We start from the raw sequence: 17,338 nt of genomic DNA on the forward strand, positions 1-17,338 counted from the left end.
TGTCAGTTCATGGCGCCGGACCGCAGGGCCGGGAGGTCCGCCTTGACCGTGTTGACCGGGATGGCGAAGCCCAGGCCCACGCTGCCGGCGTCGGCTGAGGAGGAGCCGCCGCCGCTCGACGAGTACATCGCGGAGTTGATGCCGATGATGTCGCCGTTCATGTCGATCAGCGCGCCGCCGGAGTTCCCGGGGTTCAGGGACGCGTCGGTCTGGATCGCCTTGTACGTCGTCGTGGACCCGCCGGTGTCGCCGTTGAACTGCTGCCCGCCGAACTCGAAGGGCAGGCCGCCGCCCGGCTGCCCCTGCGGGCTCTGCCCCTGGCTCCCGTCGGTGGAGACGGTCACGTCGCGGTCGAGCGCCGAGACGATGCCGCTGGTGACGGTGCCGGTCAGGCCCTCGGGGGAGCCGATCGCCACGACCTGGTCGCCGACCTGTACGCCGTCGGAGTCGCCGAGGGTGGCCGGTGTCAGGCCCGAGGCGTCGTTCAGTCTGATCAGCGAGAGGTCCTTCGAGCTCTCGGTGCCGACGACGTCCGCGGTGTACGTCCTGCCGTCGCCGGTCCGCACCTTGACCGAGGAGGCACCGGCGACGACGTGGTGGTTGGTGATGATCTCGCCGTCCCCGGTGATGATCACACCGGAGCCGGTGGATGATCCGGCGCCGGAGGTGGCGTTGATCTCGACGATGCTCGGGCTGACCGCCTTGGCGACGCCGGACACCGTGCCCTTCTGACCGGTCGGCACCACAGGGGTGCTGCTCGCGTTCGACGAGGCGACGGTGCCGTTGCCGGTCAGCTCCTGGATGCCGTAGGCGGTGCCGCCGCCCACGGCCGCCGCCACGATCGCCACGGCGGCGAGCAGGGCGGCCGGACCCCGGTTCCGCTTCCGGCGGGGCCTGGCGGTGCCGGTGGTGCCGGTGGCGTCGGCGGTGACCGGATGCCCCGGCGCGAACGCAGGCGGGGGCGGCCACTCGGGGTTCACCGGAGAGGAGGAGGGGTGCTGCGGGCCGCCCGCGTGGGGGTTCTCGTGTGCGCCGCTGCGGCGAAAGGATTCGGTCATGTCGACGAGCCTCCCGTCCCCCCATGAGAACACCCTGAGTGCCCGCTGAGAAGTCCGACAGAACCTCGTATGCCCGATATGAAGACGCCCTCGGTGGCCCGGGCGGCGGCTCGAGCAGTGGTCCAGCCGGTGGCCTGACCGCTACGCGCAGCCGCAGGAGCTGCGGATCACCAGTTCGGAGGGGAAGACCTTCAGCCGCTCGCGCTGCGAGCCGGCCACCCGCAGTCCGTCGTCGAGGACGAGGTCGACCGCCGCGCGGGCCATCGCCGAACGGTCGGAGGCGACCGTGGTCATCGGCGGATCGGTGAGCGCCGCCTCCTTGATGTCGTCGAACCCGACGACCGCGAGCTCACCGGGCACGTCGATGCGCAGCTCGCGCGCCGCGCGCAGCACGCCGACCGCCTGGTCGTCGGTGGAGCAGAAGATCGCGGGCGGGCGGTTCGGCCCGGAGAGGATGTCGAGCCCGACGCGATAGGCGTCGTAGCGGTTGTACGGGGCCTCGAAGAGGCGGCCCTCGGTCGGGAGGCCGGCCTCTTTCATCGCCCGCCGCCAGCCCTCGACGTGGTCGGAGACCGGGTCGCCGACGGAGGGGGTCTCCGCGGTGCCACCGACACAGGCCACGTACGCGTTGCCGTGCTCCAGCAGGTGGCGGACGGCGAGCTGGGCGCCGCCGAGGTCGTCGGTGACGACGGCGACGTCGTCCATGGCCTCGGGGCGCTCGTGCAGCAGGACGACCCTGGCGTCCCAGGCGTCGATCTCCGCGGCGGCCAGGTCGTTGAGCGCGTGGCTGACCAGGATCAGTCCGGAGACGCGCATCCCCAGGAACGCCCGCAGGTAGTGGACCTCGCGCTCGCCGATGTAGTCGGAGTTCCCGACGAGCACCATTTTCCCGCGCTCGGCCGCGGCCTGTTCGACCGCGTGCGCCATCTCCCCGAAGAAGGGCTGGCGCGCGTCCGGGACGATCAGGCCTATCAGGTCCGTGCGCCGCGACGCCATCGCCTGGGCGACCCGGTCGGGTCGGTACCCCAGCTCCTTGATCGCGGCGAGTACGCGTTCGCGCGTGGCCGGGGCGACCGGCCGGGGTCCGTTGTTGATGACATAGCTGACGACGGCGGTGGAGGTACCCGCCAGTCGCGCCACATCATCCCTTGTCACCTTGGCCACGCGCGGAGTCTACGCGGATATAACCGATCCCGGCAGAGTGAGAAAGATCCTGTGAACGGGAAGCAGCGGGAAGCTGTGGGAAACAGAGGGAAAAGGACGCGTGCCCGCGAACACACGCGAAGTCTCACGCCTGCGTCCGTGCCTCCGTGGTTCTCCGGACGGCCTTCTCGTCCGTGTCCGCCGCCTTGTGCCGGTCGGTGGCCTTGTTGTCGTCCTCCTCGGCCTTGTCCTTGGCCTTGGCGGCACGCTCACCCTTCTCCGGCGTAACGAATCGATAACCCACGTTCCGGACGGTGCCGATCAGCGACTCGTGCTCGGGTCCGAGCTTGGCCCGCAGTCTCCGTACGTGGACGTCGACCGTGCGGGTGCCGCCGAAGTAGTCGTAGCCCCAGACCTCCTGCAGCAGCTGGGCACGGGTGAACACCCGGCCGGGATGCTGGGCGAGGTACTTCAGCAGCTCGAACTCCTTGAAGGTGAGGTCGAGGACGCGACCCTTCAGCTTGGCGCTGTAGGTCGCCTCGTCGACGGACAGATCGCCGTTGCGGATCTCCATGGGGGAGTCGTCGCCGGCGATCTGCAGCCGGCCCATGGCGAGCCGCAGCCGGGCCTCCACCTCCGCCGGTCCGGCGGTGTCGAGGAGGACGTCGTCGATGCCCCAGTCCGCGGTGACGGCGGCGAGGCCGCCCTCGGTCACCACGAGGACGAGGGGGCAGCCGGGGCCGGTGGAGCGCAGCAGCTGGCAGAGGCTGCGGACCTGCGGGAGGTCGCGCCGGCCGTCGACGAGGATGACGTCGGCGCCGGGGGTGTCGACCAGGGCGGGACCCTGCGCCGGGGCCACGCGCACGTGGTGGAGCAGCAGGCCGAGGGCGGGGAGCACCTCCGCCGACGGCTGGAGGGCGTTGGTCAGCAGGAGCAGTGAACTCATCGCACCCCTCCTCCGAGATCTCGGCGCCGGGAGCCGAGTTCACGGAACCGGTTGTCGGGTTCCCGGTCCGGTGCGGGTGCTGCCCGCTTCCGGGTCGTCGTACGGTCGTGCACGGTTCGCTCGCCCATGACGTCTGGTTCCTCCTCGGTCCCTGCGACGGGGTACCTCCCACGCCATCGGGGCGGTGGGGGAGTCCGCGGCTTGCCTCGTGCGTCCGACGGCCCGTACGTCAGCGGTCTCCCGCGTCGTACACGATGCTTCCGAAAGCACAAAAGGACCCGGGGGCTTCGCTGCCCGAGTCCTCTCCCCCGCAGAATAGCCGACATGAGCACCGGTCCGGCAGGTCATGTGGAACGTTCCGCCATTCGTCCGAATTCCGAGACGCACGGCGCAACAGGCGGTGGTATGTCTTTGCGGACGTTTCTGCGTACCGCGGACGGTGTACGGATCGATTCCGTGTACGAATCGGCGGTGTACGGATCGGCGGCGCACGGATCGGCGGTCGCTCCGGCGGCGGCCGGGAGCGGCGGCTTCCGGTTGCCTTCCCGTGATCCGGTGTTCGTGATCGCGCACGGGTTCACGGGGCACGTGGACCGGCCGCACGTCCGCAGGGCGGCGCGGGCTTTCGCCCGGCACGGGGCGGTCGTGACGTTCTCCTTCCGCGGGCACGGCGCGTCGGGCGGGCGGTCCACGGTGGGGGACCGCGAGGTGCTGGATCTGGCGGCGGCGGTGTCGTGGGCGCGGGAACTGGGGCACGCGCGGGTGGCGACGGTCGGGTTCTCGATGGGCGGCTCGGTGGTGCTGCGGCACGCGGCGCTCGGCGCGGGCGGCGGGGGTGGTTCCGGTGAGGCGGACGGTCCGGATGCCGTGGTGTCCGTCAGCGGGCCCGCCCGGTGGTTCTACCGGGGGACGGCTCCCATGCGGCGGCTGCACTGGCTGGTGACCCGGCCCTCTGGGCGGGCGGTGAGCCGGTACGGGCTGCGGACGCGGATCCACCGCCGGAACTGGGACCCCGTCCCGCTGTCCCCCGTCGAGGCGGTGCCGCGCATCGCGCCGACACCGCTGCTGGTCGTGCACGGCGACCGGGACGGCTACTTCCCGCTCGACCATCCGCGCATGCTGGCGGCCGCGGCCGGCGAGCACGGGGAACTGTGGGTGGAGCCGGGCATGGGGCACGCGGAGAACGCGGCGTCCGACGGGCTGTTGCACCGGATCGGGGACTGGGTGGTGGCCCGATCGGGCTAGCCTGACCGTGTTCACCGTCAACCCGATTGAGGAAGCAGCAGATGGCAAAGGTCACGGTGCGGTACTGGGCCGCCGCCAAGGCCGCGGCCGGGGTGGCCGAGGAGGCCTTCGAGGCGGCCACGCTCGCCGAGGCGCTCGACACGGCACGCGAGCGGCACCCCGGCGAACTCACGCGCGTCCTGCAGCGGTGCTCCTTCCTCGTCGACGGTGATCCCGTGGGCACCCGCGCACATGAGACGGTACGGCTGGCCGACGGCGGCACGGTCGAGGTGCTCCCGCCGTTCGCAGGAGGGTGAGCGATGACCAACCAGCCGTATCAGGGCTACGACGGGCACGAGGGACAGCGGGGCCACGACCCCCACGGGCGGCCCCAGCCCCAGCCCCAGTCCCAGCAGAACCAGCAGTATCAGCAGCCCCAGCAGTATCAGCAGCCCCGCCCCCCCGAGGCGCAGGCGTGGTCCGGGGGACAGCCGGGGCACGAGGATCCGCACGCCGCCATGCAGTACACGCAGCAGTGGCAGGGGCAGACGTGGGAGACGCAGATGCAGCCGCCGGTACCGGCGGCCACCTCGGCGGAGGAGACCTCGTACCTGCCGCAGACCCCACCGGCCCCGCAGGGGCACGGCGGGCCCGCGGCGTACGCCGGGTACGGCGCGGCCCCGGTCCACGGGACCCCGGCGGGCGCCGTTCCCGCACCCCCGCTCGCACCCTCCGCACCCGCACCCTCCGCACCCGCTGACGGTCCCGGGTACGGGCCCGCCACCCTCGCCGGGAGCACCCGGGTCACGGACGCGCAGCGGGCCCGTGCGGAGGGGCGCTCGCCGATCATCGAGCCCGGCATGCAGCCGGCGGCGCTCACCGCGCTGCTGGGGCTGCTGCTCGCCGGTGGAGCGGCGCTGGGCACATACGCCCTGCTCGTACCGCTGGTGGCCCTCCAGGGGCTCACCGCCGCGGGCTGGTTCCGGCTGAACGGGATGTGGCCCGCGCGGCAGGGCATCGCGCTGGGCTTCCTCGGGGCGCTGGTCGCCGACGTGGCGCTGCTGGCGTCCGACCGCTCACCGTCGGCCGTCCTCGGCACGCTGGGGGTGTGGGTGGTGCTGTCGCTGGTACTGCAGCTGCGCTCGCACGCCGACCCCGACGAGCGGCTGTACGGCCTGACGGCGACGGTCGCCGCGTCGGCGCTGGCGATCGTGGCGAGCGGATACCTGGCGGCCGACGCCGACGCGGTGACGGTCGGCGGGGTCGCGCTGGCGGCGGCGGTCGTGGCGCGTGCGCTGCCGTTGCCGACTCCGGCGTCCCTCGTGGCCGCGCTGCTGGTGGCGGCGGGTGTGGGCGCGGCGGTCGGCGGGGCGACGGGGTTCGGTGCCTCGGGCGCGCTGATCGGTGCGGGCGCGGCGGTGTGCGCCCTGATCGGGCACCGCGTCGCGAGCTACGACTACCCGTCCCGGTTCGTCCACTTCACGGCCGGGGTGGCCCTGCCGCTGGCCGCGGCGGCACCGGCGGTGTACGTCCTGGGACGCGTCGTCGGCTGACGGCGGGGACAGCACAAACAGCACGGACGGCGCACGGACGGCCGGCGGACCTGCGGCCCCTGTCACAGGTGATCGACAATCGCGGGGTTTCCCCGGTCGTGCGGGTTACCCTCGCGCAGGACGGCTGCCCGGCCGTCCGTGGGGGACTGCCGTCGAAAGCACCTAGGTGGGGGAACCAACCGCATGCGCGCACTGCGAATACTGCTGGTCGTCGTCGTGATTCTGGGCGGCATCTTCGTGATCGTGGACCGGGTCGCGGTCAGCTTCGCGGAGGGCGAGGTGGCCGACCGGCTCAAGTCGACGGAGAACCTCGCCACCGCTCCCGACGTGTCCATCAACGGTTTCCCCTTCCTCACCCAGGTCGCCGGCGGCACCCTCGACGAGGTGCAGATCGGCATCGAGGGCTACGAGGCCGCCACCGGCGACGGCGCGAAGAGCATCCGTATCGCCGACCTGCGCGCCGACATGACGGGCGTCGAGTTCTCCAGCGACTTCAGCTCCGCCACCGCAGCCGCCGCGACCGGCAGCGCGACCGTCGCCTACGACGAGCTGCTCAAGGCCGCCACGTCCGATTCCACGCAGGTGGCCCCCGGTGTCACCGCCGCCGTCGTCGGCCTCTCCGACGGCGGCAACGGGAAGATCAAGGTGACGGTGGAGGCCACCGTCCTCGGCACCAAGCTGCCCGAGCCGGTCTCCGTGCTCAGCTCCGTGACGGTCGTGGACGGCAACACCGTGCGGGTGCGGGCGGACGGGCTGCCGAAGTTCGGCGGCGTCACGCTCGCCGAGACGCAGGTGCGGGCGGTCACCGACTTCGAGCAGAAGATCAACGGCCTGCCCGGCGGCATCAAGCTGGACAAGGTCGAGGCGGCGGAGAGCGGTGTCCACATCACCGTGAAGGGTTCCGACGTCCGCCTGGCCGGGTAGGTGGCGAGCGGCGGGCTCCCGGGGTCCCCGATGAACCTCCGACGCCCCTGACGAATCCCCGTCGGACCTCAGACGTCCGACAGGCGAGACGAGGACGTCCGTAGAGCAGATGTGGCGGCGCACACGGCCCCGCCCGGGGTGCGCGGGGGCAGGCCCGGCGGTACAGTCATCCCACATCCCGGACAATCCTGTATCAGGATGTGACACATCGGTGACACGCCCGCCCTGCCCTCCCTACGATCGACGGCATGCAGTGTCAGACGAGCGTCCTCCGAGCGCGAGGACAAGCGGATCTCACGAAGCGGCGGGCAGTCGACCTGTGCCGCGTCGCCGCCATGCTCTGTCGACCTTTCTGAGCGGCCGCACCGCCGTCCGCGCTTACTGCTTTCCCGCTTCGCCCCGCCGAGGGGCGTCCGTGCCCCGGCCCCGCAGGGGTGCGCAGCCTCTCTACTCACATGCCCCGCCGCAACTGCCCCGGAGGAGACGGAACATGAGCCGCAACGACGTACTGGTCGACGCCGACTGGGTCCAGGAGCACCTGGACGACCCGACGATCGCCATCGTCGAGGTGGACGAGGACACCACCGCCTACGAGAAGAACCACATCAAGAACGCCATCCGGATCGACTGGACCAAGGACCTCCAGGACCCGGTCCGCCGTGACTTCGTCGACCAGGCGGGCTTCGAGAAGCTCCTGTCGGAGAAGGGCATCTCCAACGACCACACGGTCGTCCTCTACGGCGGCAACAACAACTGGTTCGCCGCGTACGCCTACTGGTACTTCAAGCTGTACGGCCACGAGAACGTCAAGCTCCTCGACGGCGGCCGCAAGAAGTGGGAGCTGGACGCCCGCGAGCTGGTCGCCGGCGACGAGGTGCCCGAGCGGGCGAAGACCGAGTACAAGGCCACGCCGCAGGACCTGTCCATCCGCGCCTTCCGCGACGAGGTCGTGGACGCCATCGGCACGCTGAACATCGTCGACGTGCGGTCGCCCGACGAGTTCTCCGGCAAGCTGAACGCCCCGGCGCACCTGCCGCAGGAGCAGGCGCAGCGTTCCGGCCACGTGCCGAGCTCCCGCAACATCCCGTGGTCCAAGAACGCCAACGACGACGGCACCTTCAAGTCCGACGAGGAGCTCAAGAAGCTCTACGAGGACGAGCAGATCGACCTGTCGAAGGACACCATCGCCCTGTGCCGCATCGGTGAGCGCTCCGCGCTGTCCTGGTTCGTGCTGCACGAGCTGCTGGGCGTGGAGAACGTCAAGAACTACGACGGCTCCTGGACCGAGTACGGCTCCCTCGTCGGCGTGCCGATCGAGCTCGGCGACGGCAAGTAAGCCCGGCCGGCCGACCCTTCCAGACCACTAGACCACTTCAGGAGTACGTCATGTGCGGTGCGAAGGCCGGTGGCCCGGACGCCTCGACGATCAAGCCCGGCGAGACCACCATCCAGGGTCAGGTGACCCGTGACGGCGAGCCGGTGACGGGCTACGTCCGTCTGCTGGACTCGACCGGAGAGTTCACGGCCGAGGTCCCGACCTCCGCCACCGGACAGTTCCGCTTCTACGCGGCCGAGGGCACCTGGACCGTCCGTGCCCTGGTGCCCGGCGGCAGCGCCGACCGCACGGTCGTCGCCCAGCAGGGCGGGCTGGCCGAGGTCGCCATCGCGGTGTGAGGGCCGGTCCCGCGGACCCGTCCGCGGGACCGGTGACGGCCGAAGGGCCGCATCCCCGGAACGGACGCCGGGATGCGGCCCTTCGTGCTGTTCGGTTCTACGCTGGAGACATGTACGCGCGCAGGCGTCATGTCTACTTCGTCATGATGGGGACGTGTATCACGCTGTTCGTCCTGGCCTGGAGCGTCGTGCGGCTGTGGTCGGTTCCGGTGGCCGTGGGCATGTGCGTGGTGGCCATGGTCATCCCGCCGGTCGCCGCGATGATCGCCAACCGGCGTGGCCCCGAGGACCGCTGGTGGGACGACCCCTCCGGCGATCCCCAGTCCGACGAATGGTGGGACGAACTGGACGGCAAGAAGGGACCGCGGCCGCCCCGGTGAGAGGCGGGCGGCGGATCCTCAGTACACGAGTGCCTGGGTGTCGTCCGCCAGCGCCTCCTGCACGAACACCTGCGCGCCCGCGATCCGTACGCCCTCGATGACGTCCTTCTCCGTGATGTCCCGGCGGGCCGCGCACTGCGTGCACAGGGTGAGGCGCCCACCCGCGACGATCGAGTCCAGCAGGTCGGGCAGCGGGGCCGCGTGCGGCAGCTCGAACTCCGCGGCACGGCCCGGCAGCGCGAACCACGCGGACTCGCCGGTGAGCCACAGGGAGACGTCGACCCCGCTCGCCACGGCCACCGCCGCCACCGTGAACGCCTGCGAGCAGCGTTCGGGTGCGTCGGACCCCGCGGTCACCTTGATCACAAGCTTCTTCGCCATGGCTGAATCTTGACGTGCTCCCTGGACTGAAGTCCAGGGATTCCGGCCTGGCTCGTCCGAGCCTTCCGGGGGCTTCCTGCTTCACCGCGCTGTGCGGGCACGGGTGCCCGTCTGACCGGCGCTCCACAGGCGTTTGGTGTCTCCGCCCGTCCGGCGGCGACGATCCGGCGTCCCTCGACCAGGACGTTGCGGGCCGCGTTGTGGTCGCGGTCGTGCACCGTGCCACATTCCCTGCACGCCCACTCACGGACGTGCAGCGGCTTGGGACCGTCCCGAAATCCACAGGCCGAGCAGACCTGGGAGGACGGGAAGAAGCGGTCCACCCTGGCGAAGGTGCGGCCATGCTTGACCGCCTTGTACTCCAGCATCCGGGTGAACGCGGACCATCCCGCGTCGTGCACCGACTTGGCCAGCCGGGTGCGGCCGAGGCCGGACACCGAGAGGTCCTCCACATACACCGCTTGGCTGTCGCGGATGATCTGTGTGGAGGCCTGGTGGTGGAAGTCCCGGCGCCGGTCCGCCACACGCGCGTGCTGGCGTGCGACCCTGCTGCGGGCCTTGGCCCGGTTCTTCGACCCCTTCTGCTTGCGGGACAGCTCCCGCTGAAGACGCTTGAGTTTCCTCTCCGCCCGGCGCAGAAACCTCGGAGAGGCGATCTTTTGGCCATCGGACAGGACGGCGAACGCGGACAGGCCGAGATCGATCCCGGCGTCGGTCTCCACGTCCGGGAGGACGTCCGGTGCGGTGTCCACGACGAAGCTGAGGAAGTACCGGCCACAGCTGTCCTTGGTGACGGTCACAGAAGTCGGGGCTGTGGGAAGCCGACGCGACCACTTGACCTTGAGGTTGCCGACCTTGGCCACGTACACCGTGCCGTCGTCCTGGAGGGAGAAGGCGTTGGAGTTCAGGCGGATCGACTGCCGGGTGTCCTTCTTCGACTTGTAGCGGGGCGGGCCCATCTTCCGGCCCCGCCGCCTGCCGGTGAGGCTGTCGAAGAAGTTCTTGTAGGCGGTATCCAGGTCCCGCAGCGCTTGCTGCAGGACGACCGCGGAGACGTCGGCGAGCCAGGCGCGTTCCGTGGTGCGCTTGGCCTGGGTGATGCGCAGCCGGGACAGCTCGGCCGACGTCACGTACGGCAGCCTGGCCGCGTGCGCTTCCTTGCGGTCGCGCAGGCAGTCGTTCCACACCACCCGGGCGCACCCGAAGGCACGCGCCAGCGCATGGCGCTGGGCGGCGTCGGGGTAGGCGCGGTAGTTGTAGCGAAGCTGCACAAACCGTGACGCTACTACGATTGGTCTCACCGAGGGGCGGAACGGCTGAAAGCGTGGCAGGCGCGGGGTACGGGCGTGGCAGGCGTGTCGTTTCGGCGATGCATGCGCGCTTGGTCTTCGTGACGGAGGGCCGGCACCGGGTGTTCGACGACGAGATGCCGGCGCGCTGCGAAGAGAGCATGCGCAAGGTGTGTGGGGACTTCGAGGCGGAGCTGAAGGAGTTCAACGGCGAACGCGATCACGTCCACCTCCTGGTGCACTACCCGCCCAGGGAAGCTGTCTCCAAGCTGGTCAACAACCTCAAGGGCCTCTTCGCTCGCCGGATGCGGCCGGGGGAGAATTCCCGGCCGGATCAACCGCGCCATCATGCACGGACACCTGTGGTCACCCTTCTGCTTCTCCGCGTCGTGCGGCGGGGCGCCGTTGGCGATCGTCCGTCAGTACATCGAGCAGCAGAAACGTCCACTCCAAAGTGCGCGTCAAAGCACTCTTGAGAAGCATTCGCCCCAGGCGCGAACACCGGGGCTTTCTGCAAGGAACCCGGTAAGCAACCGGGTGCACGACGGGGCCGGGTCCCGGCCGCGTAAGCTGGGGGCGGCCCTGTGTACACGCAACGCACCGCACCCGCTCAAGGAGCACCCCGTGGAGATCTTCTTCTCATTCCTGCTGGTCCTGGTCGCCGTCGGCGTCCTCGCCTTCGCCGGGCTGGCCGTGAAGAAGCTGTACCAGGGTCAGCGCTGACCGCCCACGTCCAGGAACTGCCACTGATGATCGAGATCCCGTCCGACCTCCACAAGGACCTTGTGCCGCTCGCCTTCCTGCTCGGCGACTGGGCGGGCGCCGGGGTGCACGACTTCCCCGGCGCCGAGAAGTGCAACTTCGGGCAGGAGGTCTCCTTCACCCACGACGGCCGGGACTTCCTGGAGTACAGCTCCCGCACCTGGGTGCTCGACGGGGACGGCAAGAAGGTCCGCCCCCTGGAGTCCGAGCACGGCTTCTGGCGGATCGACGCCGCCCGCAAGGTCGAGGTGACGATGACCCGCGACGACGGCGTCATCGAGATCTGGTACGGCGGGCTGGCCGACCAGAAGCCGCAGATCGACCTGGTGACGGACGCGGTGGCGCGCACCGCCACCGCTGATCCCTACAGCGGCGGCAAGCGGCTGTACGGCTACGTCAAGAGCGACCTGATGTGGGTCGGCGAGAAGCAGACCCCCGAGGTCGAGCTGCGCCCCTACATGTCGGCGCACCTGAAGAAGGTCGTCACCCCGGAGGACGTCGAGCGCTGGGCCAAGGCCCTCCCCGACGACATGCCGGACGACGGAATCGCCTTCTTCAAGTGAGCTCCCGGGCCGCACGGCCCCGGGTTCCGTGCCCCACGTCCCAGGGCCTCTCGTTCGGACCAGGCCCCGCGAGCCCGGCCTGATCCGAACGAGAAGCCCTAGACTCGTGGTGTGGTGAGCACCGACTGGAAGAGCGACCTCAGGCAGCGCGGCTACCGGCTGACGCCGCAGCGCCAACTCGTGCTCGAAGCCGTCGACACGCTGGAGCACGCGACCCCCGACGCCATTCTGGTGGAAGTGCGCAAGACGGCGTCAGGGGTCAACATCTCCACCGTCTACCGCACGCTGGAGCTCCTGGAGGAGCTGGGGCTGGTCAGCCACGCCCACCTCGGGCACGGCGCCCCGACCTACCACCTCGCCGACCGGCACCACCACATCCACCTCGTCTGCCGCGACTGCACCAACGTCATCGAGGCGGATGTGGAGGTGGCCGCCGAGTTCACGGCGAAGCTGCGCGACATGTTCGGTTTCGACACGGACATGAAGCACTTCGCGATCTTCGGCCGCTGCGAGGACTGCTCCCTGAAGCGTTCAACTACCGAGTCGTAGGCTAGGGGTATGAAGAGCCCTCTGCTGACCCTGCCCGGCGCCGTCCCCGCCGAGGGCGTGGACGAAGGCGTGGCCGCGCACTACGGCGACCTGTTCCGCGAGCAGCGCGCCCTCGCCGACGGCACCGGCTTCGTCGACCTGTCCCACCGCGGCATCGTCACCGTCTCCGGGGCGGAACGGCTGAGCTGGCTGCACCTGCTGCTCACCCAGCACGTCAGCGACCTCCCGCCGCACCAGGCCACCGAGGCGCTGATCCTCTCCGCGAACGGCCACATCGAGCACGCGCTCTACCTGGTCGACGACGGTGAGACGGTCTGGGCCCACGTCGAACCCGGCACCCAGGACGCGCTGATCGCCTACCTGGAGTCGATGAAGTTCTTCTACCGGGCCGAGGTCGCCGACCGCACCGCCGACTTCGCGGTGGTGCACCTGCCGGCCGGTTCCATCACGGAGGTGCCCGAGGGCGTCGCCGTCCGGGAGACGCCGTACGGCCGTGACCTGTTTCTGCCCCGCGCCGACCTGGAGTCGTTCGCGGAGAAGGCGGGGCCGCCGGCCGGCATCCTCGCCCACGAGTCGCTGCGGGTCGAGCAGCACCGCCCGCGGCTCGGTTTCGAGACCGACCACCGCACCATCCCGCACGAGCTGGGCTGGATCGGCGGCGCGGTGCACCTGCAGAAGGGCTGCTACCGGGGCCAGGAGACGGTCGCCCGGGTCCAGAACCTGGGCAAGCCGCCGCGCAGGCTGGTCTTCCTGCACCTGGACGGCAGCGAGGTCCACCTGCCGCCGGCCGGGACCGACATCCGGCTCGCGGACGACGGCCCGGACGGGCGCAGGATCGGCTTCGTCACCACGTCCGTACGCCACCACGAGCTGGGACCGGTCGCCCTCGCGCTGATCAAGCGGAACGTCCCCGTCGACGCCCGGCTGATGGCCGGGGACACGGCGGCGGCGCAGGAGACCGTGGTCGAGCCCTGAGCGTCGGGGCTCCGGCCTGCGGGCCCGAGCGCTCGAGGTCCGAGGGTTCACGGGTCCGCGGGTCCGAGCGCTCGAGGGGACGGGTGCTCGAGCGCCCGCGGGTCAGACCTCCAGCAGGACGGTGAACGGGCCGTCGTTGGTCAGCGACACCCGCATCTGCGCGCCGAAGCGGCCCGTCGCCACCGTCGCGCCCAGGGAGCGCAACCGGGCCACCACCTCGTCGACGAGCGGTTCGGCGACGTCCCCGGGGGCCGCGGCGCTCCAGGTGGGGCGACGGCCCTTGCGGGCGTCGCCGTAAAGAGTGAACTGGCTGATCACCAGGAGCGGCGCGTCGATGTCGCTGCACGACTTCTCGTCCTGGAGGATCCGGACCGACCAGAGCTTCCGGGCCAGCTGGGCCGCCTTCTCCTTGGTGTCCTCATGGGTGACGCCGACGAGGACACACAGGCCCTCGCCCTCGATCGCCCCCACCGTCTCGCCGTCCACGACGACGCTCGCGCCGTCCACCCTCTGCACCACCGCACGCATACGTCCATCATGCCGGTCGGCGAACGGACGACTGACGGCGGCTCGTGCGGGACCCCGGTCGGGCTATTTTCACTCCTTACCCCCATCTGGGGCGGATCAGGGGCACTCGGTCACATAGCGGCCACCAGGGGTGGCACGATGCTGGCACACACCGGTCGAGGGGACGGTTGAGGCACATGAGCACACCAGGAACCGGGCAGCAGCCCGGCTCTGTCCGGTCGGCGGCCTTGTCGGCGCCGACCGGAGTGGGGGTCGGGGAACGCGTCGGGGAACAGGAGTTCCACCGTCCGCCCGCCCAGCGCACGGACAGTCCGGCACTGGAGCACGATCCGGCACCGGAGCCCGAGCTGATCGCACGCAGCCTGCCCGACCTGCGCACGCTGCGCCGTGACGCGCAGCGCGACGAGGCCGACCTCAGCTATGTGCGGCGGCTGCTCCAGGGGCGCATCGACATCCTGCGGGCGGAACTGGCCCGGCGTACGCCGGTGGACGGGCCGGGGGATGCCGGCGCGGGCGCGGGCCCGTCCGACGGGGGTGGGTCCGACCCGGGCACGTCCGGCGGGGGCGCGGTCCCGGTCGTCGCGCCGGTGGAGGCGTCCGTGGTGGAGCGGCTTCCGGAGATCCTGCGGGACACCCCGGCCCGCCACCGTTCCTCCGCCCGCCACGTCACCCTGGGCACCCCGCGCAGCGAGGAGTCCCGGCGGCTGGCGGCGGAGATGCTCGCCGAGGTGGAACTCTCCGACCTGGGGGCGCGTACGGACGGCGAACTGCGCGCCGCGATGGGCCGGCTCGTGCGGTACGAGGAGCAGGTCTCCCGGCGGCGGCAGGGGCTGCAGCGCACCGCGGACGACTGCGGCGCGGAGATCGCGCGCCGGTACCGCGAGGGGGAGGCCCAGGTCGACGACCTGCTCGAGTGAGGCGGGAGCACCGGAGCAGGCGGCCGGAACAGGAGGTCGGAGCAGGCGGACGGACCGTCGGAAAAGTGCGCGACACCCCGCCGGGCGCGATCTACCGTGAACGCATGACCTCCAGCGCCGCCACCCCCCGTGCCGTCACCCCCCGCACCGACATCGACGTACGCCCGATCACCGAGACCGAGTTCGAGGACTGGAACCGGGCGCTGAACATCGGGTTCCTGCGCGAGCCCACCCCCGCCCGGGAGGAGCTCGACGCGCGGCGCCCGGAGTTCCGGCCGGGCCGGTCGCTGGGGGCCTTCGACGGCGGCCGGTGTGTCGCGACGCTCCGCTCCTTCGCGCAGGAGCTCACCGCCGTCGGCGGCGCCGCCGTGCCCGCCGACGCCATATCGAACGTCACCGTCAGCCCCACCCACCGCCGGCGCGGCCTGCTGACCCGCATGATGGCCCAGGACCTCGCCGCCGCGAAGGAGCGCGGGGACGTCGTCGCGACGCTCATCGCCGCCGAGTACCCGATCTACGGCCGGTACGGCTTCGGCCCCGCCACCTGGATGACCGAGTGGACCGTCGACGTCCCGCGCAGCGGCCTCGACCCGCGCTGGGCGGGCCCGGAGGACGGCGGACGCGTCGACCTCGTGGACGCCGAGGACGTACGCAAGCTCGGCCCGGAGCTGCACGAACGGCTGCGGGTGGCCCAGCCGGGTGCCGTCAGCCGTACGGAGCACTGGTGGAAGTTCGCCACCGGCGCCCTGAGCCACCGCCCGACCTGGACCGAGCCCTGCTTCGCCGTGTACCGCTCGGCGGACGGCGAGGTCGAGGGCATGGTCTCCTACAAGGCGGACGACCACTGGGACGACTCCATGCAGCCGCAGAACACGGCGAGTGTGAACTGGCTGCTCGCGGTGAGCCCGGCCGCGGAGCGCGCGCTCTGGCACTACCTGTGCTCGATCGACTGGATCGTGAAGGTGAAGAGCGGCTGGCGGGCCCCCGACGACCTGCTCCCGTCCTTCCTGCCGGACCCGCGTGCGGCAACCGTGACGATCCAGACGGACTGGCTGTGGGTGCGCGTCCTGGACGTCGTACGGGCGCTGGAGGCCCGGACGTACGGCGCGGCGGGGACGCTGGTGCTGGAGGTGGTGGACGGCTCGGGACCGGCCGGTGGCCGCTACCGGCTGGAGGCGTCGGCGGACGGGACCGGAGCCTGCGCGGCGACCACGGAGAGCGCCGATCTGACGCTGGACGTCGCCGGGTTGGCGTCGCTGTGGCTGGGCGACGAGTCGGCGGTGCGGCTGGCGGCGCTGGGCCGGGTGCGGGAAGAACGAGCGGGCGCCGCCCGTCAGGCCGACGCCCTGCTGCGTACGTCCAGGCGCCCGTGGTGCCCGGACCTCTTCTGAGCGCTTCTGCTGCTGCTCCCCTTCCTTTCTCGTCCCCGGCGGGCCTGTCCGCCGACGGCTGGTGCTGGATCGTCATCCGTAGCTGTGTGCTGTTCAGTTGTGGTTGTCGCGCCGTGACGCCGTGACGCCGTGGTGCTGGCCGGCCGGGTTCCCGGCTCCCCTCCAGGAGGGAAGCCCGGCCGGATCCTCGAGAGGTGCCCCGACGTTCACCGTGGGGGCCAACCTCCCGGGAGGTTCGACCAGGTCGCCCAAGTTGGCGACCAACTTCTCTTCAGTTATCTCCGCCTGGAAGCGGCTCATAACCACCTTTCCCTGAACTGCCCAAGGATGGCGCGAAGTTGTGGGGTTTGGTCGTGGACCCGGAATACGCCCCTGTCAATGGACGGAAGAGGTCACAGCGGCCACAGCACCCACAGCGGACACATCGCGAGGTGGCCGACGAGTTGCGCGCCCGGATCAGGTCCGGGGAACTGAGTGCCGGCCGGCGCATGCCCACCCAGGCCCGGCTCGCCGGGGAGTTCGGCGTCGAGCGCGGTACCGTGCGCCAGGCGCTGCGCAGCCTGCAGTCCGAGAGGCTCCTCGGCAACGTCTCCAAGGGTGCCCCGGCGACCGTCGCCGTCTGCCTGACCGCCATGTCCCTCACCCTCGCGATCGGCGAACCGCTGCGCCAGATCCATGCCGGGCGACTGAAACCGGCCAAGGTCGACGTCCGTGTCCTGCTCCCCGGCCGGGACATCGACCTCGCCTTCCCGGTGGCGGTCGAGGGCCGCGACGACGGCCACGCCGTGCACGAGCGGTGGCTGTCGATGCGCAACGCCCAGGGCCAGGTGCTCCGGCACGACCCGCTCGCCCTGCGCGCCACCCACGGCATCGACGTCCGCGTCTCCTTCCGGGCCCTGCCCTCCACCCCGCCGGTGAAGCTGTACCTGCTCAACGGCACGGAGGTGCTGTTCGCCTTCGGACAGGGCACCGGGACGCGGGACGCCACCTTCGTGGAGCAGTCCCGTCTGTGGTTCGACGCACTGCGGGGGACGATCAGTTCGGAGCCGGTGCTCACCGACTGACGTCTCCCGGCCGTGGG

Annotated in this window: 20 protein-coding genes and 1 pseudogene; 15 read left to right on the forward strand and 6 right to left on the reverse strand. The window is 71.1% G+C overall.

The window, feature by feature from the left end; translation table 11 throughout:
- Window positions 1–2: 2 nt before the first annotated feature.
- The 3 genes from ACTWJ9_RS17655 to ACTWJ9_RS17665 all read right to left on the reverse strand — a co-directional run bounded on the left by ACTWJ9_RS17655 (window position 3) and on the right by ACTWJ9_RS17665 (window position 3,147).
- Window positions 3–1,058 (reverse strand): S1C family serine protease, encoded by a 1,056-nt coding sequence (locus ACTWJ9_RS17655; protein WP_443294408.1) that lies wholly within the window; start codon window positions 1,056–1,058, stop codon window positions 3–5.
- A gap of 141 nt (window positions 1,059–1,199) precedes the next feature.
- Window positions 1,200–2,222, reverse strand: coding sequence for a LacI family DNA-binding transcriptional regulator (locus tag ACTWJ9_RS17660; protein ID WP_279335192.1), 1,023 nt, complete (start codon window positions 2,220–2,222; stop codon window positions 1,200–1,202).
- Between the two features lie 124 nt (window positions 2,223–2,346).
- Window positions 2,347–3,147, reverse strand: a complete 801-nt coding sequence (locus ACTWJ9_RS17665; protein WP_279335193.1) for a winged helix-turn-helix transcriptional regulator — start codon at window positions 3,145–3,147, stop codon at window positions 2,347–2,349.
- A 324-nt stretch (window positions 3,148–3,471) separates the two neighbouring features.
- Here ACTWJ9_RS17665 and ACTWJ9_RS17670 point away from each other — a divergent pair, with 324 nt between their 5' ends.
- From ACTWJ9_RS17670 to ACTWJ9_RS17705, 8 genes are all read left to right on the forward strand, one after another.
- Window positions 3,472–4,392, forward strand: coding sequence for an alpha/beta hydrolase (locus ACTWJ9_RS17670; RefSeq protein WP_279335194.1), 921 nt, complete (start codon window positions 3,472–3,474; stop codon window positions 4,390–4,392).
- Between the two features lie 41 nt (window positions 4,393–4,433).
- Window positions 4,434–4,688 carry a MoaD/ThiS family protein gene (locus tag ACTWJ9_RS17675; protein WP_279335195.1) on the forward strand — a complete coding sequence of 85 codons (255 nt, stop codon included), beginning with the start codon at window positions 4,434–4,436 and terminating at the stop codon, window positions 4,686–4,688.
- Window positions 4,689–4,691: 3 nt separating this feature from the next.
- Window positions 4,692–5,924: a hypothetical protein gene (locus ACTWJ9_RS17680; RefSeq protein WP_443294409.1), complete on the forward strand. Its 1,233-nt coding sequence runs from the start codon at window positions 4,692–4,694 to the stop codon at window positions 5,922–5,924.
- A gap of 183 nt (window positions 5,925–6,107) precedes the next feature.
- A complete protein-coding gene (locus ACTWJ9_RS17685; protein ID WP_279335197.1) occupies window positions 6,108–6,848 on the forward strand; it encodes an LmeA family phospholipid-binding protein in 741 nt (246 codons plus the stop codon).
- A gap of 248 nt (window positions 6,849–7,096) precedes the next feature.
- Entirely contained in the window at window positions 7,097–7,204 is a 108-nt protein-coding gene (locus tag ACTWJ9_RS17690; RefSeq protein ID WP_350849312.1) for an Ms5788A family Cys-rich leader peptide, read from the forward strand.
- Window positions 7,205–7,338: 134 nt separating this feature from the next.
- Window positions 7,339–8,184: a sulfurtransferase gene (locus tag ACTWJ9_RS17695; protein ID WP_279335198.1), complete on the forward strand. Its 846-nt coding sequence runs from the start codon at window positions 7,339–7,341 to the stop codon at window positions 8,182–8,184.
- 50 nt (window positions 8,185–8,234) lie between these two features.
- Window positions 8,235–8,522 (forward strand): DUF1416 domain-containing protein, encoded by a 288-nt coding sequence (locus tag ACTWJ9_RS17700; RefSeq protein ID WP_006139129.1) that lies wholly within the window; start codon window positions 8,235–8,237, stop codon window positions 8,520–8,522.
- Window positions 8,523–8,632: 110 nt separating this feature from the next.
- Complete coding sequence (locus ACTWJ9_RS17705; RefSeq protein WP_279335199.1) at window positions 8,633–8,902, forward strand: DUF3099 domain-containing protein; 270 nt, start codon at window positions 8,633–8,635, stop codon at window positions 8,900–8,902.
- Window positions 8,903–8,920: 18 nt separating this feature from the next.
- On the opposite strand, the gene ACTWJ9_RS17710 is transcribed toward ACTWJ9_RS17705, so the two are convergent.
- Window positions 8,921–9,283: a DsrE family protein gene (locus ACTWJ9_RS17710; protein ID WP_443294410.1), complete on the reverse strand. Its 363-nt coding sequence runs from the start codon at window positions 9,281–9,283 to the stop codon at window positions 8,921–8,923.
- Window positions 9,265–10,554: an RNA-guided endonuclease InsQ/TnpB family protein gene (locus ACTWJ9_RS17715; protein WP_279335201.1), complete on the reverse strand. Its 1,290-nt coding sequence runs from the start codon at window positions 10,552–10,554 to the stop codon at window positions 9,265–9,267. Before ACTWJ9_RS17715 ends, ACTWJ9_RS17710 begins: the two co-directional genes overlap by 19 nt.
- Window positions 10,555–10,652: 98 nt before the next feature.
- Between ACTWJ9_RS17715 and tnpA the strand changes: the two are divergent.
- The 4 genes and pseudogenes from tnpA to ygfZ form a co-directional block, all read left to right on the forward strand.
- A pseudogene (gene tnpA / locus ACTWJ9_RS17720) lies at window positions 10,653–11,019 on the forward strand (IS200/IS605 family transposase); the annotation flags it as partial.
- Window positions 11,020–11,321: 302 nt separating this feature from the next.
- The gene (locus ACTWJ9_RS17725; RefSeq protein ID WP_279335202.1) at window positions 11,322–11,897 is read left to right on the forward strand and encodes an FABP family protein; all 576 of its coding nucleotides are present in this window, start codon (window positions 11,322–11,324) and stop codon (window positions 11,895–11,897) included.
- Window positions 11,898–12,008: 111 nt separating this feature from the next.
- Window positions 12,009–12,446: a Fur family transcriptional regulator gene (locus ACTWJ9_RS17730; RefSeq protein ID WP_279335203.1), complete on the forward strand. Its 438-nt coding sequence runs from the start codon at window positions 12,009–12,011 to the stop codon at window positions 12,444–12,446.
- A 9-nt stretch (window positions 12,447–12,455) separates the two neighbouring features.
- Window positions 12,456–13,421, forward strand: coding sequence for a CAF17-like 4Fe-4S cluster assembly/insertion protein YgfZ (ygfZ, locus tag ACTWJ9_RS17735; protein WP_279335204.1), 966 nt, complete (start codon window positions 12,456–12,458; stop codon window positions 13,419–13,421).
- Between the two features lie 102 nt (window positions 13,422–13,523).
- Here ygfZ and dtd read toward each other — a convergent pair whose 3' ends face one another.
- Window positions 13,524–13,949 (reverse strand): D-aminoacyl-tRNA deacylase, encoded by a 426-nt coding sequence (gene dtd / locus ACTWJ9_RS17740; protein ID WP_109379231.1) that lies wholly within the window; start codon window positions 13,947–13,949, stop codon window positions 13,524–13,526.
- A 176-nt stretch (window positions 13,950–14,125) separates the two neighbouring features.
- Here dtd and ACTWJ9_RS17745 point away from each other — a divergent pair, with 176 nt between their 5' ends.
- The 3 genes from ACTWJ9_RS17745 (at window position 14,126) to ACTWJ9_RS17755 (ending at window position 17,321) form a co-directional block, all read left to right on the forward strand.
- Window positions 14,126–14,866, forward strand: a complete 741-nt coding sequence (locus ACTWJ9_RS17745) for an RsiG family protein (protein ID WP_279335205.1) — start codon at window positions 14,126–14,128, stop codon at window positions 14,864–14,866.
- A 104-nt stretch (window positions 14,867–14,970) separates the two neighbouring features.
- Complete coding sequence (locus ACTWJ9_RS17750) at window positions 14,971–16,257, forward strand: GNAT family N-acetyltransferase (protein ID WP_279335206.1); 1,287 nt, start codon at window positions 14,971–14,973, stop codon at window positions 16,255–16,257.
- Window positions 16,258–16,604: 347 nt separating this feature from the next.
- A complete protein-coding gene (locus tag ACTWJ9_RS17755; protein ID WP_279338004.1) occupies window positions 16,605–17,321 on the forward strand; it encodes a winged helix-turn-helix domain-containing protein in 717 nt (238 codons plus the stop codon).
- Window positions 17,322–17,338: the final 17 nt, after the last annotated feature.

Origin of the sequence: Streptomyces sp. GDS52 (assembly GCF_052246875.1) — a bacterium.
Lineage (GTDB): Bacteria > Actinomycetota > Actinomycetes > Streptomycetales > Streptomycetaceae > Streptomyces > Streptomyces cathayae.